Origin of the sequence: Sulfuricurvum sp. (assembly GCF_041651515.1) — a bacterium.
Lineage (GTDB): Bacteria > Campylobacterota > Campylobacteria > Campylobacterales > Sulfurimonadaceae > Sulfuricurvum.
In genome coordinates this window covers 25,880-47,628 of sequence record NZ_JBAZJF010000006.1, presented here as the reverse complement: position 1 = coordinate 47,628, position 21,749 = coordinate 25,880, and the positions used below count along the sequence as shown (strand labels likewise).

Annotated in this window: 18 protein-coding genes; 13 read left to right on the top strand and 5 right to left on the bottom strand. The window is 38.4% G+C overall.

Going from position 1 to position 21,749, the window contains the following annotated elements; genetic code table 11:
* Positions 1–20: 20 nt before the first annotated feature.
* Genes WC407_RS11210 through topA form a run of 4 tightly spaced genes read right to left on the bottom strand, consistent with a single transcriptional unit; the run spans position 21 to position 3,997 of the window.
* Entirely contained in the window at positions 21–371 is a 351-nt protein-coding gene (locus tag WC407_RS11210; protein ID WP_373022753.1) for an AMMECR1 domain-containing protein, read from the bottom strand.
* 41 nt (positions 372–412) lie between these two features.
* Positions 413–1,264, bottom strand: coding sequence for a biotin synthase (locus WC407_RS11205; protein WP_373022752.1), 852 nt, complete (start codon positions 1,262–1,264; stop codon positions 413–415).
* 1 nt (position 1,265) lies between these two features.
* Positions 1,266–1,781, bottom strand: a complete 516-nt coding sequence (locus WC407_RS11200) for a metallophosphoesterase (protein ID WP_373022751.1) — start codon at positions 1,779–1,781, stop codon at positions 1,266–1,268.
* Positions 1,778–3,997: a type I DNA topoisomerase gene (topA, locus tag WC407_RS11195; RefSeq protein ID WP_373022750.1), complete on the bottom strand. Its 2,220-nt coding sequence runs from the start codon at positions 3,995–3,997 to the stop codon at positions 1,778–1,780. The genes WC407_RS11200 and topA overlap by 4 nt, the downstream gene beginning before the upstream one ends.
* A gap of 156 nt (positions 3,998–4,153) precedes the next feature.
* Here topA and WC407_RS11190 point away from each other — a divergent pair, with 156 nt between their 5' ends.
* From WC407_RS11190 to WC407_RS11130, 13 genes are all read left to right on the top strand, one after another.
* Positions 4,154–5,599 carry a flagellin B gene (locus tag WC407_RS11190; RefSeq protein ID WP_373022749.1) on the top strand — a complete coding sequence of 482 codons (1,446 nt, stop codon included), beginning with the start codon at positions 4,154–4,156 and terminating at the stop codon, positions 5,597–5,599.
* A gap of 141 nt (positions 5,600–5,740) precedes the next feature.
* Positions 5,741–7,186, top strand: a complete 1,446-nt coding sequence (locus WC407_RS11185) for a flagellin B (protein WP_373022748.1) — start codon at positions 5,741–5,743, stop codon at positions 7,184–7,186.
* A gap of 139 nt (positions 7,187–7,325) precedes the next feature.
* Entirely contained in the window at positions 7,326–9,218 is a 1,893-nt protein-coding gene (locus WC407_RS11180) for a 6-hydroxymethylpterin diphosphokinase MptE-like protein (protein WP_373022747.1), read from the top strand.
* Positions 9,219–9,255: 37 nt separating this feature from the next.
* Positions 9,256–11,262: a hypothetical protein gene (locus tag WC407_RS11175; RefSeq protein ID WP_373022746.1), complete on the top strand. Its 2,007-nt coding sequence runs from the start codon at positions 9,256–9,258 to the stop codon at positions 11,260–11,262.
* Between the two features lie 18 nt (positions 11,263–11,280).
* Complete coding sequence (locus WC407_RS11170) at positions 11,281–13,551, top strand: glycosyltransferase family 4 protein (RefSeq protein ID WP_373022745.1); 2,271 nt, start codon at positions 11,281–11,283, stop codon at positions 13,549–13,551.
* The gene (locus tag WC407_RS11165; RefSeq protein ID WP_373022744.1) at positions 13,548–14,465 is read left to right on the top strand and encodes a radical SAM protein; all 918 of its coding nucleotides are present in this window, start codon (positions 13,548–13,550) and stop codon (positions 14,463–14,465) included. The genes WC407_RS11170 and WC407_RS11165 overlap by 4 nt, the downstream gene beginning before the upstream one ends.
* 3 nt (positions 14,466–14,468) lie before the next feature.
* Positions 14,469–15,161 (top strand): WbqC family protein, encoded by a 693-nt coding sequence (locus WC407_RS11160; RefSeq protein WP_373022743.1) that lies wholly within the window; start codon positions 14,469–14,471, stop codon positions 15,159–15,161.
* Positions 15,158–16,141 (top strand): radical SAM/SPASM domain-containing protein, encoded by a 984-nt coding sequence (locus tag WC407_RS11155; RefSeq protein WP_373022742.1) that lies wholly within the window; start codon positions 15,158–15,160, stop codon positions 16,139–16,141. The genes WC407_RS11160 and WC407_RS11155 overlap by 4 nt, the downstream gene beginning before the upstream one ends.
* Positions 16,142–16,170: 29 nt before the next feature.
* Entirely contained in the window at positions 16,171–16,902 is a 732-nt protein-coding gene (locus tag WC407_RS11150; RefSeq protein ID WP_373022741.1) for a class I SAM-dependent methyltransferase, read from the top strand.
* 30 nt (positions 16,903–16,932) lie between these two features.
* Positions 16,933–17,970 carry a dTDP-glucose 4,6-dehydratase gene (locus WC407_RS11145; protein ID WP_373022740.1) on the top strand — a complete coding sequence of 346 codons (1,038 nt, stop codon included), beginning with the start codon at positions 16,933–16,935 and terminating at the stop codon, positions 17,968–17,970.
* Positions 17,971–19,104 (top strand): DegT/DnrJ/EryC1/StrS family aminotransferase, encoded by a 1,134-nt coding sequence (locus tag WC407_RS11140; RefSeq protein ID WP_373022739.1) that lies wholly within the window; start codon positions 17,971–17,973, stop codon positions 19,102–19,104.
* Positions 19,097–19,735, top strand: coding sequence for a class I SAM-dependent methyltransferase (locus WC407_RS11135; protein WP_373022738.1), 639 nt, complete (start codon positions 19,097–19,099; stop codon positions 19,733–19,735). The genes WC407_RS11140 and WC407_RS11135 overlap by 8 nt, the downstream gene beginning before the upstream one ends.
* Position 19,736: 1 nt before the next feature.
* Positions 19,737–20,912 (top strand): glycosyltransferase, encoded by a 1,176-nt coding sequence (locus tag WC407_RS11130; RefSeq protein WP_373022737.1) that lies wholly within the window; start codon positions 19,737–19,739, stop codon positions 20,910–20,912.
* Here WC407_RS11130 and WC407_RS11125 read toward each other — a convergent pair.
* Entirely contained in the window at positions 20,909–21,670 is a 762-nt protein-coding gene (locus WC407_RS11125; RefSeq protein WP_373022736.1) for a glycosyltransferase, read from the bottom strand. The two genes, WC407_RS11130 and WC407_RS11125, sit on opposite strands and share 4 nt — an antisense overlap.
* Between the last annotated feature and the right edge of the window lie 79 nt (positions 21,671–21,749).

The following is a 21,749-nucleotide window of genomic DNA, read 5'->3' as shown; positions in this document are numbered from 1 at the left end:
ACTTTGTTCCGATGGCGTTTTCAAGGAATAATAGGGCCGTCTTTATGGCTAAGCGGTCCCTCTGCGCTGTAAATAATCAATTCGACGGATGTGCTTAGGTATTCGGATGTGGTAAGCGGGGTAAATGCCCTATCCTGAAATGCCGCCATTTTGGCATTGTAGATAATATCGTCTAAAAGAGGACGGACGGCCGATTCGCTTTTTGATCTGCCTCGTACTTTATCCCCTATGTAAAGGGTGATCTGGCTCCCCATGGGTTCTTGTAAAATAGGGTATTGTTCAAAAAGGGCATTACGATCAATGGAGTTTTCGGCTTGCAAAACCTCTTCTATTGATTTACGGGCAACGCGTAGCAATACGGATTGAGACATCGTAACGTTCCCTCTCTTTTTAGCTTTCCTGTTATTATAGCTTACTTATCTTCGGGTGATGCCGCGATTTCAAATCCGAGTTCTTTGAGCATCATTAAATCAGTATGAGCATCACGCCCGGCAGTGGTGAGGTAATTTCCGATGACAATGCTGTTGGCTCCGGCTTCGAAAATTTCATGTTGACGATCTTTGAAGGTAATTTCCCGACCTCCGGCAATCATAATACGGTCAGCTTTATCCAAGATCTTCCGTGCAAGGGTGATGAGGTTGAGCGATTCATCAATAGTGAGCGGATTGGGATTCAATGGGAGTGCCGGGTTATGGTGATAAAAATTGAGCGGTACGGAAACAGGATTCAGTGCTTTGAGGGAGTGGAGCATGCTCGTCCGATCTTCCATTGTTTCCCCCATTCCAAAAATTCCTCCGCTGATCAGCTTGAGACCTACGGTGTTGACATTTTCACAGGTACTGTAGCGTTCATCCCACGGATGCGTTGTACACACCTGAGGATAAAATTCACGGCTTGTCTCTAGATTATGATTATAGGCGCTCACTCCGGCACGTTTCAGCTCTTGAAGCTGCTCCACGGTTGCGGTTCCGTTACAGGCGATGAGACGGAGACGGGGGACTTCACGCTTAAGGGTTGAAGCGACGCTACAGACAAAGTCGAGCGTTTTATCATCCAGCCCTTTTTGGGCGGTTACGAGGCAAAACCCCAATGCTCCAAGGGCTTCAAGACGTCGGGCTTCTTCTAAAATTTGCTCGATCGGTTTTTGTTTGTAGCGCTCAATATCGGCTTTAAATTTGACACTTTGAGAGCAGAACTTGCAATCTTCATTGCACGTACCGCTGTTAATGTTACAGATAGAACAGAGAAAAATTTTTTGGGACATATTAGGATCTTTCAAAAGAGTAATGACGCTCATCGAATATATCGGTTCCCACCGCGCGTAAATAGTGGGTTACCGTGAAAGTATTATCGGTGATATCGAGCATAGCACAGCTCGAAAAAGGTTTGTCCCGCGCACAGGCTTCCCCAGGATTGAGAAATAGGGTATTGTTTTTAAAATCACACTCAAAAACATGGGTGTGGCCAAAGAGGATCACTTCCGCATCGGCATTTAAATAAAAGGGTAGATGCATCAGTTTGAAATTGACACCGCCCAGTTTAAAATAGTGGGGTTCTTGTACAAGATTGTATTTTTCGTGGTATTCATGCAGCGCGGCATCGTTATTGCCATAGACGGCAATATAACGCAAGCCACTTGCTTTGAGCTGTTGCAGCATTTCGGGTTTAACAATATCTCCGGCATGAATCAAAAATTCAGCACCTTCTGCTGCTAAATGATCGATTATTTTTTGTGAACGCCCCTTCTTAGAGTGAGTGTCGGACAAAAGACCGATTTTCATTCACTCGCTTCCTCTCTCGGCGTACGGTCTTTACATTTGACACATTCATACACTTCTTTGTTACGGTAGGTTCGCGGAGCGAGTGCCCCGCCGCACCCTTCGACTTCGCATTTTTTATCGCTAGGCTCAAATTTGGAGATGAATTTACATTTAGGATAGTGTTCACATCCCCAAAATGCACCACGACGGGATTGACGCCATAGCAGTTTTCCGCCGCATTCAGGACAGGGGATTTCTGACGTTTTTTGCTCGGCTAATGTTTTAGTGTTTTTGCATTTTGGATAGCCGCTGCACGCGAGAAATTTCCCGTTTCGACCATTTTTTACCACCATCGGGCTGCCGCATTTTTCGCACATCTCTTCGCTTACTTCATCGGGCGTTGCGGGATTCTCTTTTTGGTTCTCTTCGGTTTGCTCGGTGTATTTGCATTTCGGGAAACCGCTGCAGGCGATAAATTCCCCGAACCGTCCTGAACGCAATAGCAATTCACTGCCGCACTGCGGACAGTTTCGTCCGAGAGGTTTAGCCATTTTAAGGCTTTCGATAGAGGTTTTACCCTCATCTACCTTTGCGATGAAGGGGTAATAGAAATCGAGCAAAATTTTATGCCATGAAGCACCGCTCTCAGATATCTCGTCAAGAGTCTCTTCCATTGTAGCGGTGAAAGAAGCATCGACGATTTCTTCAAAATGTTTTTCAAGCATTTCGGTTACGGTAAAGGCGATTTCCGTCGGAACAATAGCCCGTTTGTCGATTTCAATGTAATTGCGTGCTTGCAGCGTCGAGATGGTCGGAGCATAGGTCGATGGTCGTCCTATCCCCTCTCCTTCGAGTTTTTTGATAAGGCTGGCTTCGGAGTAACGTGAAGGTGGCTCCGTAAAGTGCTGTTCGGTACTGATACTTTGAAGATCAATAGAATCTCCCGTTGTAAGTGACGGTAAAAGTTTGTCTTTGTCATCACTACCCATTACGCGGTAAAAACCGTCAAAAAGAAGTTTGCGTCCGGTGGCGCGGAACTGTGCTTTAGGCGATTCAAACGTGATGCTTTGTTGTTCAAATCGTGCATCGTTCATTTGACAGGCTAAAAAGCGATTGTAAATCAAACGGTAGAGTTTGATTTCATCGGGTTTGAGATAGGTAGCCGCTACTTCGGGAGTAAAGGCGAGCATGGTCGGGCGGATCGCTTCGTGTGCCTCTTGTGCCCCTTTGGATTTTTTCAAATAGACTTTAGGCTTTTCAGGAAGATACGCTTTGCCATAACGGCTTTCGATGAGTTCGCGTGCCCCTTCTACCGCTTCGGCGGCAAGGTTTAATGAGTCGGTACGCATATAGGTTATAACCCCGGATGTCCCCTCCGGTGTTTTTACCCCTTCATAGAGTGCTTGGGCAACCATCATCGTCTTTTTCGGCGAAAAGCCCAATTGTGACGAGGCACTTTGCTGTAACGTAGAGGTCATAAAAGGGGGAGGAGTAGAAGATTTACGCTCTTTAGTTTCGATTTCACCGACTTTATAGGCTTCGTTTTTGAGGGTTTCTACGATGTTTTTGGCATCATCTCCGGTTTTGATGGTGAGTTTGTCGATTTTTTCACCCATATACATTGATAAAGAGGCTTCTATATCGGGCTTGAAGAGGGTATCGATAGTCCAGTACTCTTCTGGGATGAAGGCACGGATTTCCCGCTCACGATCGATGACGATTTTCAGTGTGGAGGATTGAACCCGTCCGGCAGAAAGCCCTTTCTGGATCTTACTTGCCAAAAGCGGTGAGAGTTTATACCCTACGATACGATCCAATAAACGGCGTGCTTGCTGTGCATTGACCCGATCCATGTCAATAACACGTGGAGTTTCAAGCGCATGGATAATCGCATTTTTGGTGATCTCATGGAACACGATACGCGGCAGCGATTCCGGGTCTTTGCCGATGGCGTGAGCGATATGCCAGCCGATCGCCTCTCCCTCGCGGTCTTCGTCGGTCGCGATATAGATGGTATCGCTTTTTTTAGCGAGATCCTGTATCTGTTTGACGGTTGCGGCACTGTCTTCACTGACACGGTATTCAGGAACAATCGTTTCATTTTCGATTTTTATCCCGAAGCGGTTTTTCGGTAGATCACGAATATGCCCTTTGGAGGCAATGACTTCATAATCTTTAGAGAGGAAGTTTTTAATGGTCTTGGCTTTGGCCGGAGACTCAACAATAATTAATTTCAAAGGGGCGTATCCTATATATATGGATGAATTTCGAAAGTGTAACAAAAAAATTGTCAAAACCGCTAAAGTTTCTTTTTTATTCACCGATATAGGTTGTAACAGCAAGGATGCTGAAATAAACTGAGAGTGAAAGCTCTCGCGATAAAAGGATTTATCATGAGTTTTACAATTAACACAAACATCGCGGCGATGAATGCGCATAACAATGCGTTAATGAACAATCGTAATGTGGATAGTGCACTATCTAAACTCTCTTCAGGTCTTCGTATCAACAGTGCGGCGGATGATGCTTCAGGGATGGCAATTGCCGATTCTCTTCGTTCACAAGCTTCGTCATTGGGACAAGCGATTTCCAATGCGAATGACGGTGTCAGTATCATTCAAACGGCTGACAAAGCGATGGATGAGCAGATCAAAATTCTTGATACGATCAAAACCAAAGCGACCCAAGCGGCTCAAGACGGTCAAACGGCCGATTCACGTCAAGCACTGCAAAAAGACATTGCAAAATTGATGGAAAACTTGAACAATATTGCGTCTCAAACCTCGTTTAATGGTCAAAATCTCCTTAACGGCGGATTTATGAATAAAGCGTTTCAGGTAGGTGCGTTTTCTAATGAGACGGTTAAAGTCAATATCGGTACAACAAACTCAAATCAAATCGGACAGATCCGTACAGAGACCGGGGCTGCGGTAACCAAGGGCGGTTCTGTCAGTATGAAAATTGACGGAGTTAGCTTTCAAAGTGTTGTTGTCAGTACGGGTGCAGGTACCGGATTGGGTGCATTGGCGAGTATGATCAATGCAAATCAAGACACGTTGGGTGTTCGTGCTGTAGCAAATGTTTCCAAACAAATCGGTGCTGGTGCAATTGCTGCTGGTAACGTTGTTAGTTTGACTATTAACGGTGTTAAAATCGGTACTATTAGTGGAATATTAGCCAATGACAGTGATGGCCGTTTGGTCAATGCGATCAATGCTCAAAAAGTATTGACCGGTGTTACTGCGACGACGGACAAAGACGGTCACTTGATTCTGACATCAGATGGGCGCGGTGTAAAAATCTCTAAAGGGACCGGTATTATTACGACTACTGAGTTCTATGGCCGATTAACCTTAACCAAACTTAATGCCGGAGATATTATCGTTTCGAGTGCGGTTGCCGGAAGCGGTTTCTCTACTGCTGCGACGGTAGCTGCTAAAAATCTACGTTTGACCGATGTTATCGGTAAATTTGATGCGGATACTGCCAGTGCGGCAGGGGCAAACATCAAAGGTGCTACGGTATTAACCGGTTTAGGAACAGGGGTAAGTACTCTCAAAGGTGCTATGCTTGTTATGAGCATTGCTGATGCAGCTCAAAAAAATCTGGATAGTATCCGTTCAGACCTTGGTTCGACACAAAATCAATTGATCTCAACGATCAACAATATTTCGGTCACGCAAGTTAACGTAAAAGCGGCAGAGTCACAAATTCGTGATGTTGACTTCGCATCAGAATCGGCAAACTTCTCTAAATTCAATATCCTTGCTCAGTCTGGCTCTTATGCTATGTCTCAAGCAAATGCGGTACAACAAAATGTACTAAGACTTCTACAGTAGTTTTTCTTCGATGCCCGTTTTCGCGGGCATCTTTTCTCCTCTCCTTGTTTCTTTCATTGGTAGCATTATTTTTTGGAACTCTTTTTGCTTTAGTTTGGTCTGACAAGCGCATGGACGCAAAACTACGAGTAAGGAATTATCATGAGTTTTACAATTAACACAAACATCGCGGCGATGAATGCGCATAACAATGCGTTAATGAACAATCGTAATGTGGATAGTGCACTATCTAAACTCTCTTCAGGTCTTCGTATCAACAGTGCGGCGGATGATGCTTCAGGGATGGCAATTGCCGATTCTCTTCGTTCACAAGCTTCGTCATTGGGACAAGCGATTTCCAATGCGAATGACGGTGTCAGTATCATTCAAACGGCTGACAAAGCGATGGATGAGCAGATCAAAATTCTTGATACGATCAAAACCAAAGCGACCCAAGCGGCTCAAGACGGTCAAACGGCCGATTCACGTCAAGCACTGCAAAAAGACATTGCAAAATTGATGGAAAACTTGAACAATATTGCGTCTCAAACCTCGTTTAATGGTCAAAATCTCCTTAACGGCGGATTTATGAATAAAGCGTTTCAGGTAGGTGCGTTTTCTAATGAGACGGTTAAAGTCAATATCGGTACAACAAACTCAAATCAAATCGGACAGATCCGTACAGAGACCGGGGCTGCGGTAACCAAGGGCGGTTCTGTCAGTATGAAAATTGACGGAGTTAGCTTTCAAAGTGTTGTTGTCAGTACGGGTGCAGGTACCGGATTGGGTGCATTGGCGAGTATGATCAATGCAAATCAAGACACGTTGGGTGTTCGTGCTGTAGCAAATGTTTCCAAACAAATCGGTGCTGGTGCAATTGCTGCTGGTAACGTTGTTAGTTTGACTATTAACGGTGTTAAAATCGGTACTATTAGTGGAATATTAGCCAATGACAGTGATGGCCGTTTGGTCAATGCGATCAATGCTCAAAAAGTATTGACCGGTGTTACTGCGACGACGGACAAAGACGGTCACTTGATTCTGACATCAGATGGGCGCGGTGTAAAAATCTCTAAAGGGACCGGTATTATTACGACTACTGAGTTCTATGGCCGATTAACCTTAACCAAACTTAATGCCGGAGATATTGTTGTGTCGAGTGCAGTTGTAGGAAGCGGTTTCTCTACGGGTGCGACGGTAGCTTCTAAAAATCTACGTTTGACGGATGTTGTTGGTAAATTTGATGCGGATACTGCCAGTGCGGCAGGGGCAAACATCAAAGGTGCTACGGTATTAACCGGTTTAGGAACAGGGGTAAGTACTCTCAAAGGTGCTATGCTTGTTATGAGTATTGCACAAGCGGCTCAAAAAAGCCTGGATAGTATCCGTGCAGACCTTGGTTCGTCACAAAATCAGTTGATCTCAACGATCAACAATATTTCGGTCACGCAAGTTAACGTAAAAGCGGCAGAATCACAAATTCGTGACGTTGACTTCGCGGCAGAGTCTGCGAACTTCTCTAAATACAACATTCTTGCTCAGTCTGGCTCTTATGCTATGTCTCAAGCGAATGCGGTACAACAGAACGTTCTAAAACTTCTACAGTAGTCTCTTCGTTACCTATTATTCAGAGATAGCTCCTTAGCGAGTTATCTCTTTTTTTAACTATTCTTACCCCCCCTCCCGTTCCATATTATTGGAATAGTATATGCTTTAATTAAGGTATTATTACCACTGAAAGAAGAGAATGGAAACGCTGCACAACAATCTTAATGCACTCAGAACCATAAATCCGGATTTGGCGGAACGCCTTAGTAAAATTGAATCAAATACAATCTATGCAGTATATACCGACAGTGACCCGGTAAATATTAATCTGATAGATACGAGGGATAATACACCGCTTTACCGTTCGACTCCAAGTGCTGAAACATTGAAAAAAATAGATGAGCTTACGGTATATCAACAATACCCTTATCTTTATTTTTTCGGATTGGGCAATGGTGTCGTTTATAAACTTTTGCTCCAAAATGAGACGCACTTGCGAATTGTGGTGATAGAACCTGAAATTGAAATGATTTATATTGTTTTGAATTTGGTTGATTTTTCACAGGATTTGGCTAGTGGAAGATTGGTGCTGCTCGATGTTGATAGCATCACCTATAATACAATATTCTCTTTGATGGATAATGACTCAAAAGTATATGTGAAGGTCTACGATCTCTTTATATTGACACCGTATTATGAAAAATATTATACAAAATTGGTAGAAGTTAACAGTATAGTGACTCGTGTGATAGAGCAATTGATTTATATATTCGGAAATGATGTAGAAGATTCATTGATCGGAATTGAACAATTTGTAGCCAATCTTCCAAAACTTATTCGTACTCCAAAGGTGAAAGAATTTCTTAAAAAAGTGAAGAATTCGGATACTGCAATTATTGTTTCGACAGGCCCTTCATTGATGAAACAGTTGCCGATATTAAAAGAAATGCAGAATTATGTAACGATTATATCGATTGATGCGAGTTTTCCGATTTTATACAAATACGGGATCAAGCCGGATGTGGTAGTATCAATGGAGCGGGTGGCGCTGACTTCTACGTTTTATAAGAATACACCGGATGACTTTCATAAGGATATTGTATTCGCCATCTCAAGTATTGCCCATAAGGAGTTGTTGGAGAGTATCCATGGGGGAGAGTTGGTGCTAATCTCTCGTCCGTTTGGATATAAATTCTTTTTGGAATTGGAAGATTGGGGCTATATGGGACGAGGAATGAGTGCTGCAAATTTGGCTTATGAAATTGCAGCGCTTGCTTTATTTAAAAATATTGTCTTTATCGGTCAGGATTTATCGTATGGCAAAAATGGGAACAGTCATGCGGCTGATCATGTCTTGGGCAAAGATGAAGTAAAAAATGATAAATCTATCGGTAGTATTGAGGCATACGGCGGGGACGGTATGGTAGAAACAACGACCATATGGAAATTATTTTTGAATTTTTTTGAACTTGATGTAGGAGAAGTAATTCAGGCCGGAGTTTCGCGATCGATTAATGCAACAGAAGGAGGAGCAAGAATCCATGGGATGGAAGAGATCCCATTTCAACAGGTAGCGGATACGTTAGTAAATCGAAATCAAATAAAAGAAAAAATTATTTTAGATCTTCCGGATAAGGAAGAGATACAAAATAATGAAAAGAAAATAAAAGAGAAAATAAAACAAGCGTTACGTGTTGGAAAAGATGTCAAAAAAAGCACTGAAAAAGTCTTTTTAGAAGTGACTAAATTTTTAGAAAAGGTTGAAGCACTTAATAAAGAGTCAAAATTGGATTTAATCGATTATAAAAAAGCGGAAGAATTGGTGTATAAAATCGATAAAATAAAAGAAAAAGTCGATAATGACACTTTTAGTAAAGTGTTTTTTGATGTAATGCAATCCTATATCATTCATCAAGAGCTTGAACTTGCCAAGGTTCAGGTACGATATGCGCCGGATGATGAAGGTAAAAAAACCAAATTGATAGAATGGCTTTATGCACACAAAGGGTGGCTATTTAGTGTCGCTGGAATGATTAATGCCGTACTGGTAGCGATTGAAAGAGGAAAAGATACACACGCTGTTAGTAAATAGAGAAAATTAAGAGGGAAACGGTCCGCATAGAAGAAAAATGAATACTACCGATTTTGAGAAATTATTATTTTACATTGATAGCGCTTCGACAGAAAACGAATTTTCGTTAAGCATTGATACTGCCCTCAATTTAGCTGAAAACTTAAATCAAGAGAGATGCGAGGAACTATTTTTAGCCATTAGAGGGCAGCTTATTATTTTCATTATAGAGAAAGGAATATTGCCCCCGTTTACCCTCTTTCAACTTTTTCCGATATTCAGTAAATATATCACATCTGTCGCCGGCGATACTAGGATAGAGAATCATTTAACACTGCTTAAAAAGCATTTATCAGGTATTGAAAGAAGCTCGTATGAATATTTTTTATTTGTCGCCTTGATTTTTATTTTGGAGATATTCAATACTGAATTTGAAAAGGGATTTAATAATTACCTTAATTATATAATTAAAAGTAATATATTTGAAGCCTATAAATATCCCGAAGCGTATGAACAATTCAAAAGTATCTTGGGGCATTGCGGAGTTTCGGCAGAAGATATGACTGAGTATGTAAGGCAAATTTTAATGCCGGATTCTTTTTTTCAGAATGATTCAGAAGCGCAATCCTCAATACTCCTTTGGATTATGACCGTTATTTATACTGAGCCGCGATATGTGGCCTCTCCTGCTTTTTTTAAACTTGAAAAACCATTGGCAAATATTATGCTTCAGACATTAGAATCGGATATGCTGGCTATGGCAATGCAAATATATAATGTGGCGCATCATATTTTGGGTAACTTATTTCAAACACAAAAAGAGATGGCTCTCTTCAATGAACAATTTACAAAACCGATAAGCCTCTATTATATACAGTTCAGCGGATCATTACCGAAGTCAATATCGGAGCAGAAAAATAAAAAAAAGATTGCGATTATTCGAGACAGATTGGTCAATAACTCACCCCATATGGTCGAGTACAGTTTAGTAAAAATGTTGATGGAAGAGAGCGAATTTACGGATAGGTATGATTTGTATATTTATTCAGTGGGTTATATTGAAAAAGAGCTTGATAATGAAAAAATTATCAGTGCTTATCAGCAATTGGGTGTTACGGTGAAAGTCATTCCCAATGAATGGTATGCGAAGGGATATTATTACAATCACCTTGAAAAAGCAATGCTTATTCGCAACGATATAATCCAAGAGGGTATCGATATTATGATCGGTACAGTCTCCAATAATAATATTATAGACTTTTTGTTTGCTACTCGAAGTGCAGTACATCAAATTTATTGGAGTCATGGAAATTTTGAATATGATCTCCCCAATATTGATTATAAAATCACCCATTATGTCGTACCAAAAGAGAAAAGTTTGGAATACCACTCTTTTCTCATTTCTCAAGCAAAAGAATTTTACAATCCTGTCATAGACCCGGATAGTGTTAAAAAGGAACGTGCTCTTTATCCAGCTGATGCTCTAGTTCTAGGTACGATTGGGCGATTGGTTAAAATGAACAGTGATGATTATCTGGAAACCATAGCGGACATAATGCATAAAAACGTGCATACTATTTATTTGGCGTGTGGTTCTGGAGATAGTGATACACTGAAACAAAAAGTGAAAATACTAGGGCTTGAAGATCGTTTTTATTTTCCCGGCTTTGTTGATCCACATCTCTATGGGCATATCATAGATCTGTATCTCGATACCTTTCCACTACCCTCAGGCGAGTCGCTTGCAGAGTATGCCGGGAAAGGCAAGCCGTATGTGTTGATGATGAATTATGATGCGTTAACTGAGAATTTACAAATATTACATGATGAATTTATCGAATTACATGGAAAAGCTAGACCCTTCGCATTTTCGAAAAAAGATTATATCGATGTAGTAAATCATTTACTTAGCAACAGTGAGGCTCTTAAGAAAGTAACAAACTATATTATAGCAGAGCATGTTATTAAAAAACCGGGAAGTGCAGCTTATTATAGAGAAGGAATGGAAAATTACGGAGCCAAAGGATTTTTCAATATCCTTGAGTTGTTATCAAATGAAAAATAGCACAATAACGTATCACAAATGCTGAAAAAACAAGAAGAGGATGTAAAAACGTTGTTCGAAGAGAATGCAAAAAAATATCGTGCGAAATTTGAAGAAATTGTATCTGGGTCCAGGGATAAAAATGAGATAGAGATAAATCATATACTTTTTGAATTGTCTACAGGTTTGCTGGAAAAGCGGATGTATTATAATTATTTTTTAGCGGAACATTATTTTGGATCCAATAATGCAGAGCAAGCTAAGGTATTTGTGGAGCGAGCGTGGTTTTTTTCACATTTTAATACTGATATCTTGCCGCTTTATCTTCAGATACACGAGAGCATTCAAGATTTTGAAGCGATACGCGAAGCATACAAAAGAGCTGGTATGGAGGAATCAAAAAAGAGTAATATTGTCAAAGCCATAACCTATTTTAACAAGTGGCATTATACGGATGCTACCTATAAAAAAGTAGATATGTACCAATACGATTTTGATATTATGGATGCTATAGAAAGAATGGCTAAACCATATAAATATACTTATGACGTTGAGGTTAAAGAGGCAGTAGGTAAAACAAAAATAGCATTTTTGATTTTTGGTATTACCCATTCAAATTCCGCATTGATTAAAATGAACAAAAACTGGCTAAAGTATAGTAATCTAAAATATAAAACGATTGAAATATTTGTAGTTGACAGTAAAAGAAAGGTGGAAAATAGTCAAGAGGCAATGGGACATATAGATGACTTCAAACTACTTGGGTGCGAAGTTAGGCTTTTTGATGATATGGAAAATAAACTTGAAAGATTATTGAATATTTCAAAATCGATACATGGTATTGATGCTGATGTGTTAATTACTGGTGCAGCAATGGCTGAGTTTGAGCATATTTTTATTTTGGCTACGCATCCAGCTAAGAAGACAGCCGGTTTTTTGTATGGCCCTCCTGAACAATTTTGTTATCCGTTTATGGATGAAGTTGTTGGCGGAACATTTCATTCGTTACTTGATGCGCCTTCACAAAATAATATATATAAACAATTGATATTCGATAAACAAAATATGGTTCTGAGTACATGTTCTAAACAAGATATAGGTCTTCCGGAAAATTCTATTGTTTTGATGAGCTTTGGCAGATATACCAAATTTCAAGATCATCAATTTTGGAAGACTATAGTCATACTCTTAAAAGAGTATTCAGATGTATATTTTTTAGTTGCAGGGCCAATACAAGAACAAATTCCTGACATGTTAGAAAGTGACATTGCAGATAGAATTAAATTCTTTGGGTGGATCAACAATATACAAGATTATTTGCATTATGCAGATGTAGTCTTAGATACGTACCCCTCTGGCGGAGGATTAACGATTAAGGAAACAATGGAAGTGGGTATTCCTATCGTTGTCTTTGAAAATGATTTTAAGAAAAAATATAACCAAAATAATTGGTCTTTAGCTTATGAATTAGTCGGAGTTCATGAGCTTGTGGTTGAAAGAGGCGATTTTAAAGCATGGAAAGAGCTTGTTTCAAAATTGATCGTAGATTTTGATTTTAGAAATGCGATGGGTAAAAAATGTAGAGAATATTTTGATACTTTTTTGAAAAGAAAAAATGTTTTAGGACGAATAGCATGTTTAGGGCAGAGTGTATTTAATTTAGTTTATAAAAATAATGCCAGTATCTTTTTAACAAACCAGCAAAAAGTTCGTTGTGATATCTTTATGGAATTTATTTCCGATAATCGCAAATTACCAAAGACGGATGTCATAAAGGATTTTATTATACACAAGGATATAATTCCTCTTATTCGACAGCAAGAAGAATTTTTGTGGATGGACTATATAAATAAAAAATATGATTTTGAATATCTTATTATTGATTCTTTTGCTGAATTAGCCGAGCAAAAATTTACTCACAAAAAAGAAGGCTGGATATTTAGCTGTTATTATAATCAATTAGAACATAGTGAAGAGTTTGAAAAAATATTTGAGTGTAATGGGCTTCTTCCTATTGAAAACATAAAAACTGTTTATGCCGTTTTTTTTGATTGGTATAATAAAATATTTCCGAATAAAAAAATTATTTTTATTCATTTTTCATCAAAATTTGATAGTGCGGAGAAATTTAAAAATCGAGCAGCAGAAATTTTAAAAGGAATGGAAGAGATTGCCGTGGTGCGCCCATATGTGATTAATATTGCGATAGACGATTCTCATATATTTCAGCATGAGGATGGGGCTCCTTATCATTATAGAGATGAAACTAATGAGTATTTTGCAAATCTATTGAAAAAGTTAATACCATGAATTTGAACGCGTCTGATTTTGGAACAATTCATATAGAAGTTTGCTCAAAGTGTAATTTGGCATGTGTCCATTGTTATAGAACTATAAATGAGTATGAATCAAAAAATAAATATATAGAAATTGATTTATTTAAAAAAATTATTGATGAAATAGATTGTATAAAAAGCAAAAAAGTATTGCAAATGCACGGGATAGGCGAGCCTACAATGCACCCATCTTTTTTTGAGTTGCTTGATTATGCAAACAAATCAAAAAAATTTTCTTGTATTTTTATTACAACGAATCTTCTTGCCGCTGCACCTGAAAGATATGAATTGTTTTTTGAAAACGGTTTGACTTTTATCAATGTTTCAGTTGATTCATTAAGCTTGAACACAATAAATAAAACAAGAAAAGGGACTGATCCTGAGAAAATGCTTGTGAATATTGAAAGAATTACACAAAATTTTCATAATCGTATACAGATAACTAGTGTTGTCGGTTTTGATAATTTTAAAGAACTTGATAATTTAGCAAAATTATTTATAGATTTAAAAATTAAAACATGGGTTATACAACCCCTTATTGATTGGGAAAGCTTTGATGGCTCAAAAATAAGGAATAACTTAAATGTTTTAAATTCAATCAAAAAGCTTAAAGAAAAGTATAAAGATAATATTAATATATTGACGGAATTGGCTGGCAAAGATGAACAGCAACACAATAAATGCAAAATGCCATTTGATATATTGCATATAAATGTGCAAGGGTTTGTTATGCCTTGCTGTATGTATTGGGATCACAATCAAATAAATTTTGGAAATGTTGCGGATAAGAGTATTTATGCCGCTTGGAATAGTGAAGATTTTAGTAAATTTAGAAGTCGTTTTTATGAAGAGCAACCAAATATATGTTTAAATTGTGAAGCATACTAGATTATGAAAAAAATAGCGATACTTCAATCTAATTATATTCCATGGAAAGGTTATTTCGATCTTATTAACATGGTCGATGAATTTGTTTTTTATGATACAGCCCAATATACAAAAAATGATTGGCGTAATAGGAATAAAATAAAAACTCAAAACGGTATTTCATGGCTAACGATACCCGTAAAGCAAGAAAGCTTGGCTCAAACAATAAAAAGTACAAAAATAATATCTAATAATTGGGCGCAGAAGCACTGGAAAAGTATAGTTCAAAATTATTCGAAAGCAAAATATTTCAAGCAATATAAAGATATTTTTGAAGAGATTTATATAGGATGCCAAGAAGAGTATTTAAGTGAGATAAACTATAAATTTATTCGGACAGTAAACGATATTTTGATGATTAAAACAAAGATAAGATTTTCAAATGAGTTCAATTTGCTAGAGGGCCAATCGGAAAGATTAATCGGTATTTGTAAAGACTGCAAAGGTGATATTTATCTCAGTGGACCGGCCGCAAAAAATTATTTAGATGAGTCGTTATTTGAAAGAGAAAATATAAAAGTTGAGTGGATGGATTATAGTGGGTATCCTGAGTATAATCAATTATTTCCTCCTTTTGAGCATGGGGTGAGCATATTAGATCTCATATTTAATGAGGGTGAGAATGCCACAAAATTTATGAAGAGTTATACTGAATGAATAATGTAATATACGGGTTTCAAGAGCATTTGCAAGCCGAGTTTCCTTCGCAGATAATAGTTGATGTTACCCAATACTGCAATCTTGCTTGCATTCATTGTCCTCACGGAGAGTTTGCCAAATCAGAGGTTTTTAGCGGTGCGCACTTGGACGTGGAGTTGCATAAAAAATTAATAGATGAGATTGCTACGGACGGTCTTGGGTATTGTCAATATATTAGATATACAGCAAACGGAGAAACGTTAATCCATCCAAAAATAGATGAAATTTTGGAATATGCATGTAAAAATTCAAAAACAAAGATTAATGTTACAACAAACGGTATGCTTTTGAGTGAGACAAAGGCAAAAAAATTACTGGATATTGGGATAGATGTTTTTGATATAAGTATAGATGCATTTTCTAATGAAGTATATTCAAAGATTAGGGTTAAGGGTGATTTGAATCAAACAAAAGCCAATGTGCTAAAACTTATAGACTTAATACAAAAATATAGTTATAAAACAAAAGTCGTCGTTAGTTTTGTTGAACAACCGTTTAATAGTCATGAAGTCAAAGCTTTTGAGAGTTTTTGGAAAAAAGCCGGAGCAGATTTCGTTGTAGTAAGAAAGCTTCATTCTGCTGGTGGGGCTAAAAAAGGTATAAAATCTAAAATGGAAGAGCATATGGGGCAAATTGAACGTAAACCTTGTGTTTATCCTTGGGAACGGCTTGTTTTGACACCTCTTGGTACTATTGGATTTTGTCCTGCAGATTGGAAGCATCAATCAGAGATTGCTGATTTTAGGCAATATTCTATTAAGGAAATATGGGGTGGGGAGTTCATGCAAAAATTAAGAGAAGCACATTTGAAAAATAGTTTTTGCGGATTAGATTTTTGTCAACAATGCCCAGATTGGCTCCATACTAAATGGCCAGGAGAAGGAAGAGGCTATATCGATGTAATGAAAGACCTTGTTCCCTTGGATCTCTTGGGATAATATCTTAATAAGTTTATAAAGTGAGACAAATGAAAATCATTCAGACTAAGCCAATTTGGCAACAAATCGAAGAAACCGTTCAAAATATACCGGGGTGGTCTCCGATCGATGAACTATATACCCTTTTTTTATTAGCGTACATATCTGAAAATATGGATGGCGATATATTGGAAATCGGTAGTTGGTGTGGTAGAAGTTCTGTTGTATTGGGTATGGCGGCAAAACTGAGCCATAACATTACAAAGGTCTATTCGGTAGATTTGTTTCCTGAAAAAGATGATTGGATACAAAATGAAGATGGAAGTTGGTCTTTCGAGGTAAAAGCTAATAATGGTAAAACATTGGATGCTTATAAGGTGCAAACTGTTTGGAGTGAACCGTTTGAGAATGCTATTCGACCGGTATATGAAAGATGGAACGGTATCTTAGATGCTTGGAATGAATCAATAAAGCACAATGGATTGGAGAACATAAACATTCCGTTTCGAGGAAATTTAGATATGTTTTTTGAAAATACACCGGCTAACTTAAAATTGAGGTTAGTTTTCTTGGATGGCGATCATGGATATGAAGCAGTAAAACAAGATATTCTGAATGTTGAAAAATATATTGTTCAAGGTGGATATATATGTTTCGATGATGCTTTTAGTGGCTATTATCCGGATGTAGATTTAGCTATCAAAGAACTAATTATTGACAGTGGAAAATATGATATTGTTCAGCAAATGACAAGAAAATTCTTTGCTGCAAGAAAAAAGTAATTAAGTAATCTCAAAAGGAGATCAGTATCAATGGCAACTTTTTTAATTACGGGCGGGGCCGGATTTATCGGTTCCAACTTTGTTCACTATATTTTTAATACCTATAAAGATGCCAAAATAATAGTGTTAGATTTATTGACTTATGCGGGAAGTGTGGATAATTTTCCTGTTAAACCAAGTCAGGTGAATGATAGGTTTGAATTTTGGTATGGAGATGTGCGTAATGCTCCCTTGGTTGAAAACCTTGTGGCAAGATCTGACTATGTCGTTCATTTTGCGGCAGAAACCCATGTTACAAGATCTATTTTTGATAATAGAGCTTTTTTTGAGACAGATGTTATGGGTACTCAGGCGGTTGCAAATGCCGTATTAGAATATAAACATAAGATAAAAAAGTTTATTCATATATCCACATCTGAAGTATACGGCAGCGATACAAATGGTTGTATTCCGATGAGTGAAACACATCCTCTGAATCCAGCATCACCTTATGCTGCAGCTAAAGCTGGTGCAGATAGACTCGTATATTCGTATGTATACACTTATGATATTCCTGCTGTGATTGTGCGGCCATTTAATAATTATGGCCCCAGACAGCATTTGGAAAAAGCTATTCCCCGATTTATTACCAGTATGGTTTTAGGTGAACAATTGACAGTGCACGGAGAAGGGGAAGCAAGTCGAGATTGGATACATGTCAACGACACATGTGAAGCGATAGATGCTATACTCAATGCCCCAAATGAAAAAGTGGTCGGAGAAGTTTTTAATGTGGGAACCGGACGTACCATATCGATAAAAGAGATAGCACAAAGTGTTGTTTCTGCGATGAGTGGAAATGAAAGTATAATCGGATATTCTGAAGATAGACCGGGGCAAGTGGATTGTCATATTGCGGATATTTCTAAAATAGAGCGAGTTTTGGGGTGGAAACCGAAGATTTTTTTTGAAGAAGGTCTTTTAAAAACAATACAATGGTATGGTGAAAACCGAAATTTATGGGAAAAGCAGATTTGGATGCGTCAGGTTCCTATTACACTCAAAGATGGTACGAAGGTTATACATTAAATGGAAAAAATTGAATTTTTTAGGCATAACATTGATGAAGAAGATATAGGTCGTGTTTCGGATGTTTTGCATTCCATTTTTTTGACGAATGCCGGTGTATCAAAATCGTTCGAAGAAAAATTCGGGAAATATTTGGGTGCGAAGCATGCCATTGCGGTGAACTCATGTACAGCGGCTTTGCATCTTGCGTTGTTGGCGTTGGATATCGGCGAAGGGGATGAGGTAATCACTACGCCGATGAGTTTTGTGGCTACGGCAAACTCGATTCTACATGCCGGAGCAACTCCTGTATTTGTTGATATAGAAGCCGACACGGGCAATATCGACGTTTCACTTATCGAGGCTGCTATCACAACGAAAACCAAAGCGATTATTCCGGTCCATCTGTACGGTTCGATGTGTGATATGAAAAAAATCAAAGAAATTGCAGATAAATACGGGCTTAAAATTATAGAGGATTGTGCTCACTGTATAGAGGGAGAAAGAGATGGTGTACGCCCCGGTCAGTTATCGGATGCGGCATGCTTTTCTTTTTACGCAACAAAAAATATCACCAGCGGCGAGGGGGGTGCTGTATCCTGTAATGACACCGTACTAGCCGAAAGACTCTACAAATTAAGGTTGCATGGGATCAATAAAGATGCCGCCAGTCGATATACCGGAGCATATAAACACTGGGATATGGAGCTTTTGGGATGGAAATACAACATTTCCGATATTCAGTCGGCTTTGCTGATCGGACAACTACAAAAAATAGAGGAGCGTTTGGCGGCGAGGGAAAAAATAGCAAAGCTGTATGAAGATGAATTGGATAGATCCGGGATAAGATATGTCAAAGTACCCGGAAATACAAAGTCAGCACGTCATCTGTTTGTGATAAAAGTAGATAAAAGAGATGATACTTTAGTGTATCTTCAGAAAAATGGAATCGGTGTAGCTGTAAATTATTTACCCATCCATTTAAATGGTTTTTACAGACAAGAGCTGGGGTATAAAGAGGGTATGTATCCTATTGCAGAAAAATTTGGAAGCGAGTGTGTCTCATTACCGCTTTATCCGAAGCTGGAGATCGAGTCAGTGCGCTATATCTGTGCAACTATGGGTAAGTTTGTGAAGGAACATTATTGTGACTAAGCAATCTGTAGAGTTGCAAACCAGATTTACAAATTTTTTTGAAACAAATTGCTTTGGTAGCGAAGAGTCGGTTTCCGGTCAAGGGTCTACTCTTGCACAGACAGAGATGCTTCGCATTAAATTGGCGGAGCTATTAAAAAAGTTGGAAGTAAAAACTTTTTTGGATGCCCCTTGCGGCGATTTTAACTGGATGAAGCTTCTCGGATACGACTTGGAAAGTTATATCGGAATAGATATAGTGGAACAAATAATCATTGATAATAGTATCAAATATTCGAATGAAACATACTCTTTTGCCTGCTTGGATATTTGCCGATCACCACTGCCTAGGGCAGATCTTATATTTTGCAGAGATGTGCTGGTGCATCTTGATTTTGAAAATAGTTTAGCGGCGCTAAGAAATTTTAAAAGTAGCGGGGCTAAGTATCTTTTGACTACGACCTTCACGGACAGAGAGGGCAATGTGGATCTGAAAGACGAAATGATATGGAGGACTTTAAACTTGGAAAAAGGGCCGTTTCATTTTTCCCACCCTATATATCTACTCAATGAAGAGTGTACAGAAGGGGATGGCAATTATGCGGATAAAAGCCTCGGATTGTGGCTTTTAGAAGATTTGTGGATAGGATGAGATGAAAATATTGATTGTGGCGATGAGTGATAGCATCCATACTGCAAGATGGATCAAACAGCTCGAAGGTACGGGGTGGGAGATACATCTTTTTCCGAGCATAGACTATGGTGAAGTTCATTCCGAATTAGAAAATGTGACGGTTCATCATATGTTTTATTCGAATCACACCCCTTCTCAAAAAGTAATTCAAAAAGGGTTCAATCTAAAATCAAAACTAGCTGTTTCTGTTCTAAGATATATTTTTCAAAAAAAGTTTCCACTTTATCGGCAGAAACAATTGGAAAATCTGATTAAAAAACTTAATCCGTCTGTCGTACATTCACTGGAGATACAGCATGCCGGTTATCTAGTGCATGAGGTTAAAAAAAAGCTGGATAGTTTTCCGCCCTGGATACTCACCAATTGGGGTAGTGATATTTATCTGTTTGGAAGACTTCAGGAACATCGACAAAAAATAGCAGAGATATTGAGCGCATGTGATTATTACTCGTGTGAATGCACAAGAGATATAGCATTAGCCCAGGAATTGGGATTTAAGGGGATCGTGTTACCTGTCGTCCCCAATAGCGGCGGTATGGAAGAGTATGTATTTGAGATTTACAAAAATACTCAAAAGCCTTCTTTGAGAAAAAAGATTATGCTCAAAGGTTATCAGGGATGGAGCGGTAGAGCGTTAACCGCAATTCGTGCGATGTCCAGATGTGCTGATATCCTAATCGGATATGAGATTATTGCTTACAGTGTAGCCGAAGAGGTCAAAATAGCTTTGGAATTATTTTCTTCTGAATCGGGTATTCCCATCAGGATACTCTCTTCTAAAACGGCTCGAAAAGAGTTACTAGCCGCTCACTCGGAAGCGAGAATTTCTGTAGGGCTTGGTATTAGTGACGGTATCAGTACTTCTATGTTAGAAGCAATGAGTGTGGGTACCTTCGTTATCCAAGCAAGAACCGCGTGTGCTAACGAGTGGATTATTGACTATACGAATGGTCTGCTTGTCCATCCGGAAGAACCTCAAGAGGTAGAAGCAGCTCTAAGAATGGCACTTTTAGATGATTCTTTGGTTGATCAAGCAGCGAAGATAAACAGTGAAATCATTGAAAAAAGGGTAGATTTCAAAACAATAGCTACAACGGCTAAATCGTTTTATGAGTTAGCAGCAAGAAAAGACTAAAATTTTTCCAAAACAAACTTTTTTAACGCCTCATTGCTCTCAATTTCATCTTTGACATAAGTTGCAGCCCATTTGTAAAATTCGCGTATTTCTCCGATTTGTATCTCTTTTAGTGTTATGCTTCCCTGTTCAGAATGATGTCTGCTTAAAATCAACGGTTCATTTACGTAGATGAATGCATAATCTGATTTGGCTATTCTGAGCCATTGATGGTTGTCTTGAACGGTTTTGAACGTTTCATCAAAGTATCCGACGGTATCAAACGCTGCTTTGGGTATCAATAGACTGCAGCCATGTATCATTGTGTAGAGTACCATTTCAAACTTAGTGTATTTTTGCCAGTTTTTTATGAGATGGGAACTCATGAAAGCAGAGTTTTTGTCTATGATATTAAAGCCACTGAATATAATGCTTTTTTTAGGTTGTCTTAGCAGAATTTCTAATTGCTTTTCTATCTTATTTGGCATATAAAGGTCATCATGACTGAGCCATGAAAAGTACTCTCCTCGCATTTTTGAAATACCAAGGTTGAGGGCTGATGCGACACCGCCGTTTATCTTTTTTAAATACTGTATTTTTTCACCAAAAGAGAGAGCAATACGCTCTGTCCCATCTATTGAACCGTCATTAATAACGATGATTTCTATATTTGGATACGTTTGTGCCAGAGCACTTTCAATCGCTTCTCTAAGATAGTTTACCCCATTATAAACAGGTATAATAATAGAGATTAGAGGATGGGTTACGTTAGTGAGCATTAGAATCCTTGAGCACACAAAAAGTACAAGTTTCAGTAAAAAAAAGTAATAATAGCATAAATAATAGTTGTCATAAGGA

Coding starts and splice junctions, on each gene's coding strand:
- WC407_RS11210 (WP_373022753.1), bottom strand. CDS start 371: ATGTCTCAATCCGTATTGCTACGCGTTGCCCGTAAATCAATAGAAGAG.
- WC407_RS11205 (WP_373022752.1), bottom strand. CDS start 1,264: ATGTCCCAAAAAATTTTTCTCTGTTCTATCTGTAACATTAACAGCGGT.
- WC407_RS11200 (WP_373022751.1), bottom strand. CDS start 1,781: ATGAAAATCGGTCTTTTGTCCGACACTCACTCTAAGAAGGGGCGTTCA.
- WC407_RS11190 (WP_373022749.1), top strand. CDS start 4,154: ATGAGTTTTACAATTAACACAAACATCGCGGCGATGAATGCGCATAAC.
- WC407_RS11185 (WP_373022748.1), top strand. CDS start 5,741: ATGAGTTTTACAATTAACACAAACATCGCGGCGATGAATGCGCATAAC.
- WC407_RS11180 (WP_373022747.1), top strand. CDS start 7,326: ATGGAAACGCTGCACAACAATCTTAATGCACTCAGAACCATAAATCCG.
- WC407_RS11175 (WP_373022746.1), top strand. CDS start 9,256: ATGAATACTACCGATTTTGAGAAATTATTATTTTACATTGATAGCGCT.
- WC407_RS11170 (WP_373022745.1), top strand. CDS start 11,281: ATGCTGAAAAAACAAGAAGAGGATGTAAAAACGTTGTTCGAAGAGAAT.
- WC407_RS11165 (WP_373022744.1), top strand. CDS start 13,548: ATGAATTTGAACGCGTCTGATTTTGGAACAATTCATATAGAAGTTTGC.
- WC407_RS11160 (WP_373022743.1), top strand. CDS start 14,469: ATGAAAAAAATAGCGATACTTCAATCTAATTATATTCCATGGAAAGGT.
- WC407_RS11155 (WP_373022742.1), top strand. CDS start 15,158: ATGAATAATGTAATATACGGGTTTCAAGAGCATTTGCAAGCCGAGTTT.
- WC407_RS11150 (WP_373022741.1), top strand. CDS start 16,171: ATGAAAATCATTCAGACTAAGCCAATTTGGCAACAAATCGAAGAAACC.
- WC407_RS11145 (WP_373022740.1), top strand. CDS start 16,933: ATGGCAACTTTTTTAATTACGGGCGGGGCCGGATTTATCGGTTCCAAC.
- WC407_RS11140 (WP_373022739.1), top strand. CDS start 17,971: ATGGAAAAAATTGAATTTTTTAGGCATAACATTGATGAAGAAGATATA.
- WC407_RS11130 (WP_373022737.1), top strand. CDS start 19,737: ATGAAAATATTGATTGTGGCGATGAGTGATAGCATCCATACTGCAAGA.
- WC407_RS11125 (WP_373022736.1), bottom strand. CDS start 21,670: ATGCTCACTAACGTAACCCATCCTCTAATCTCTATTATTATACCTGTT.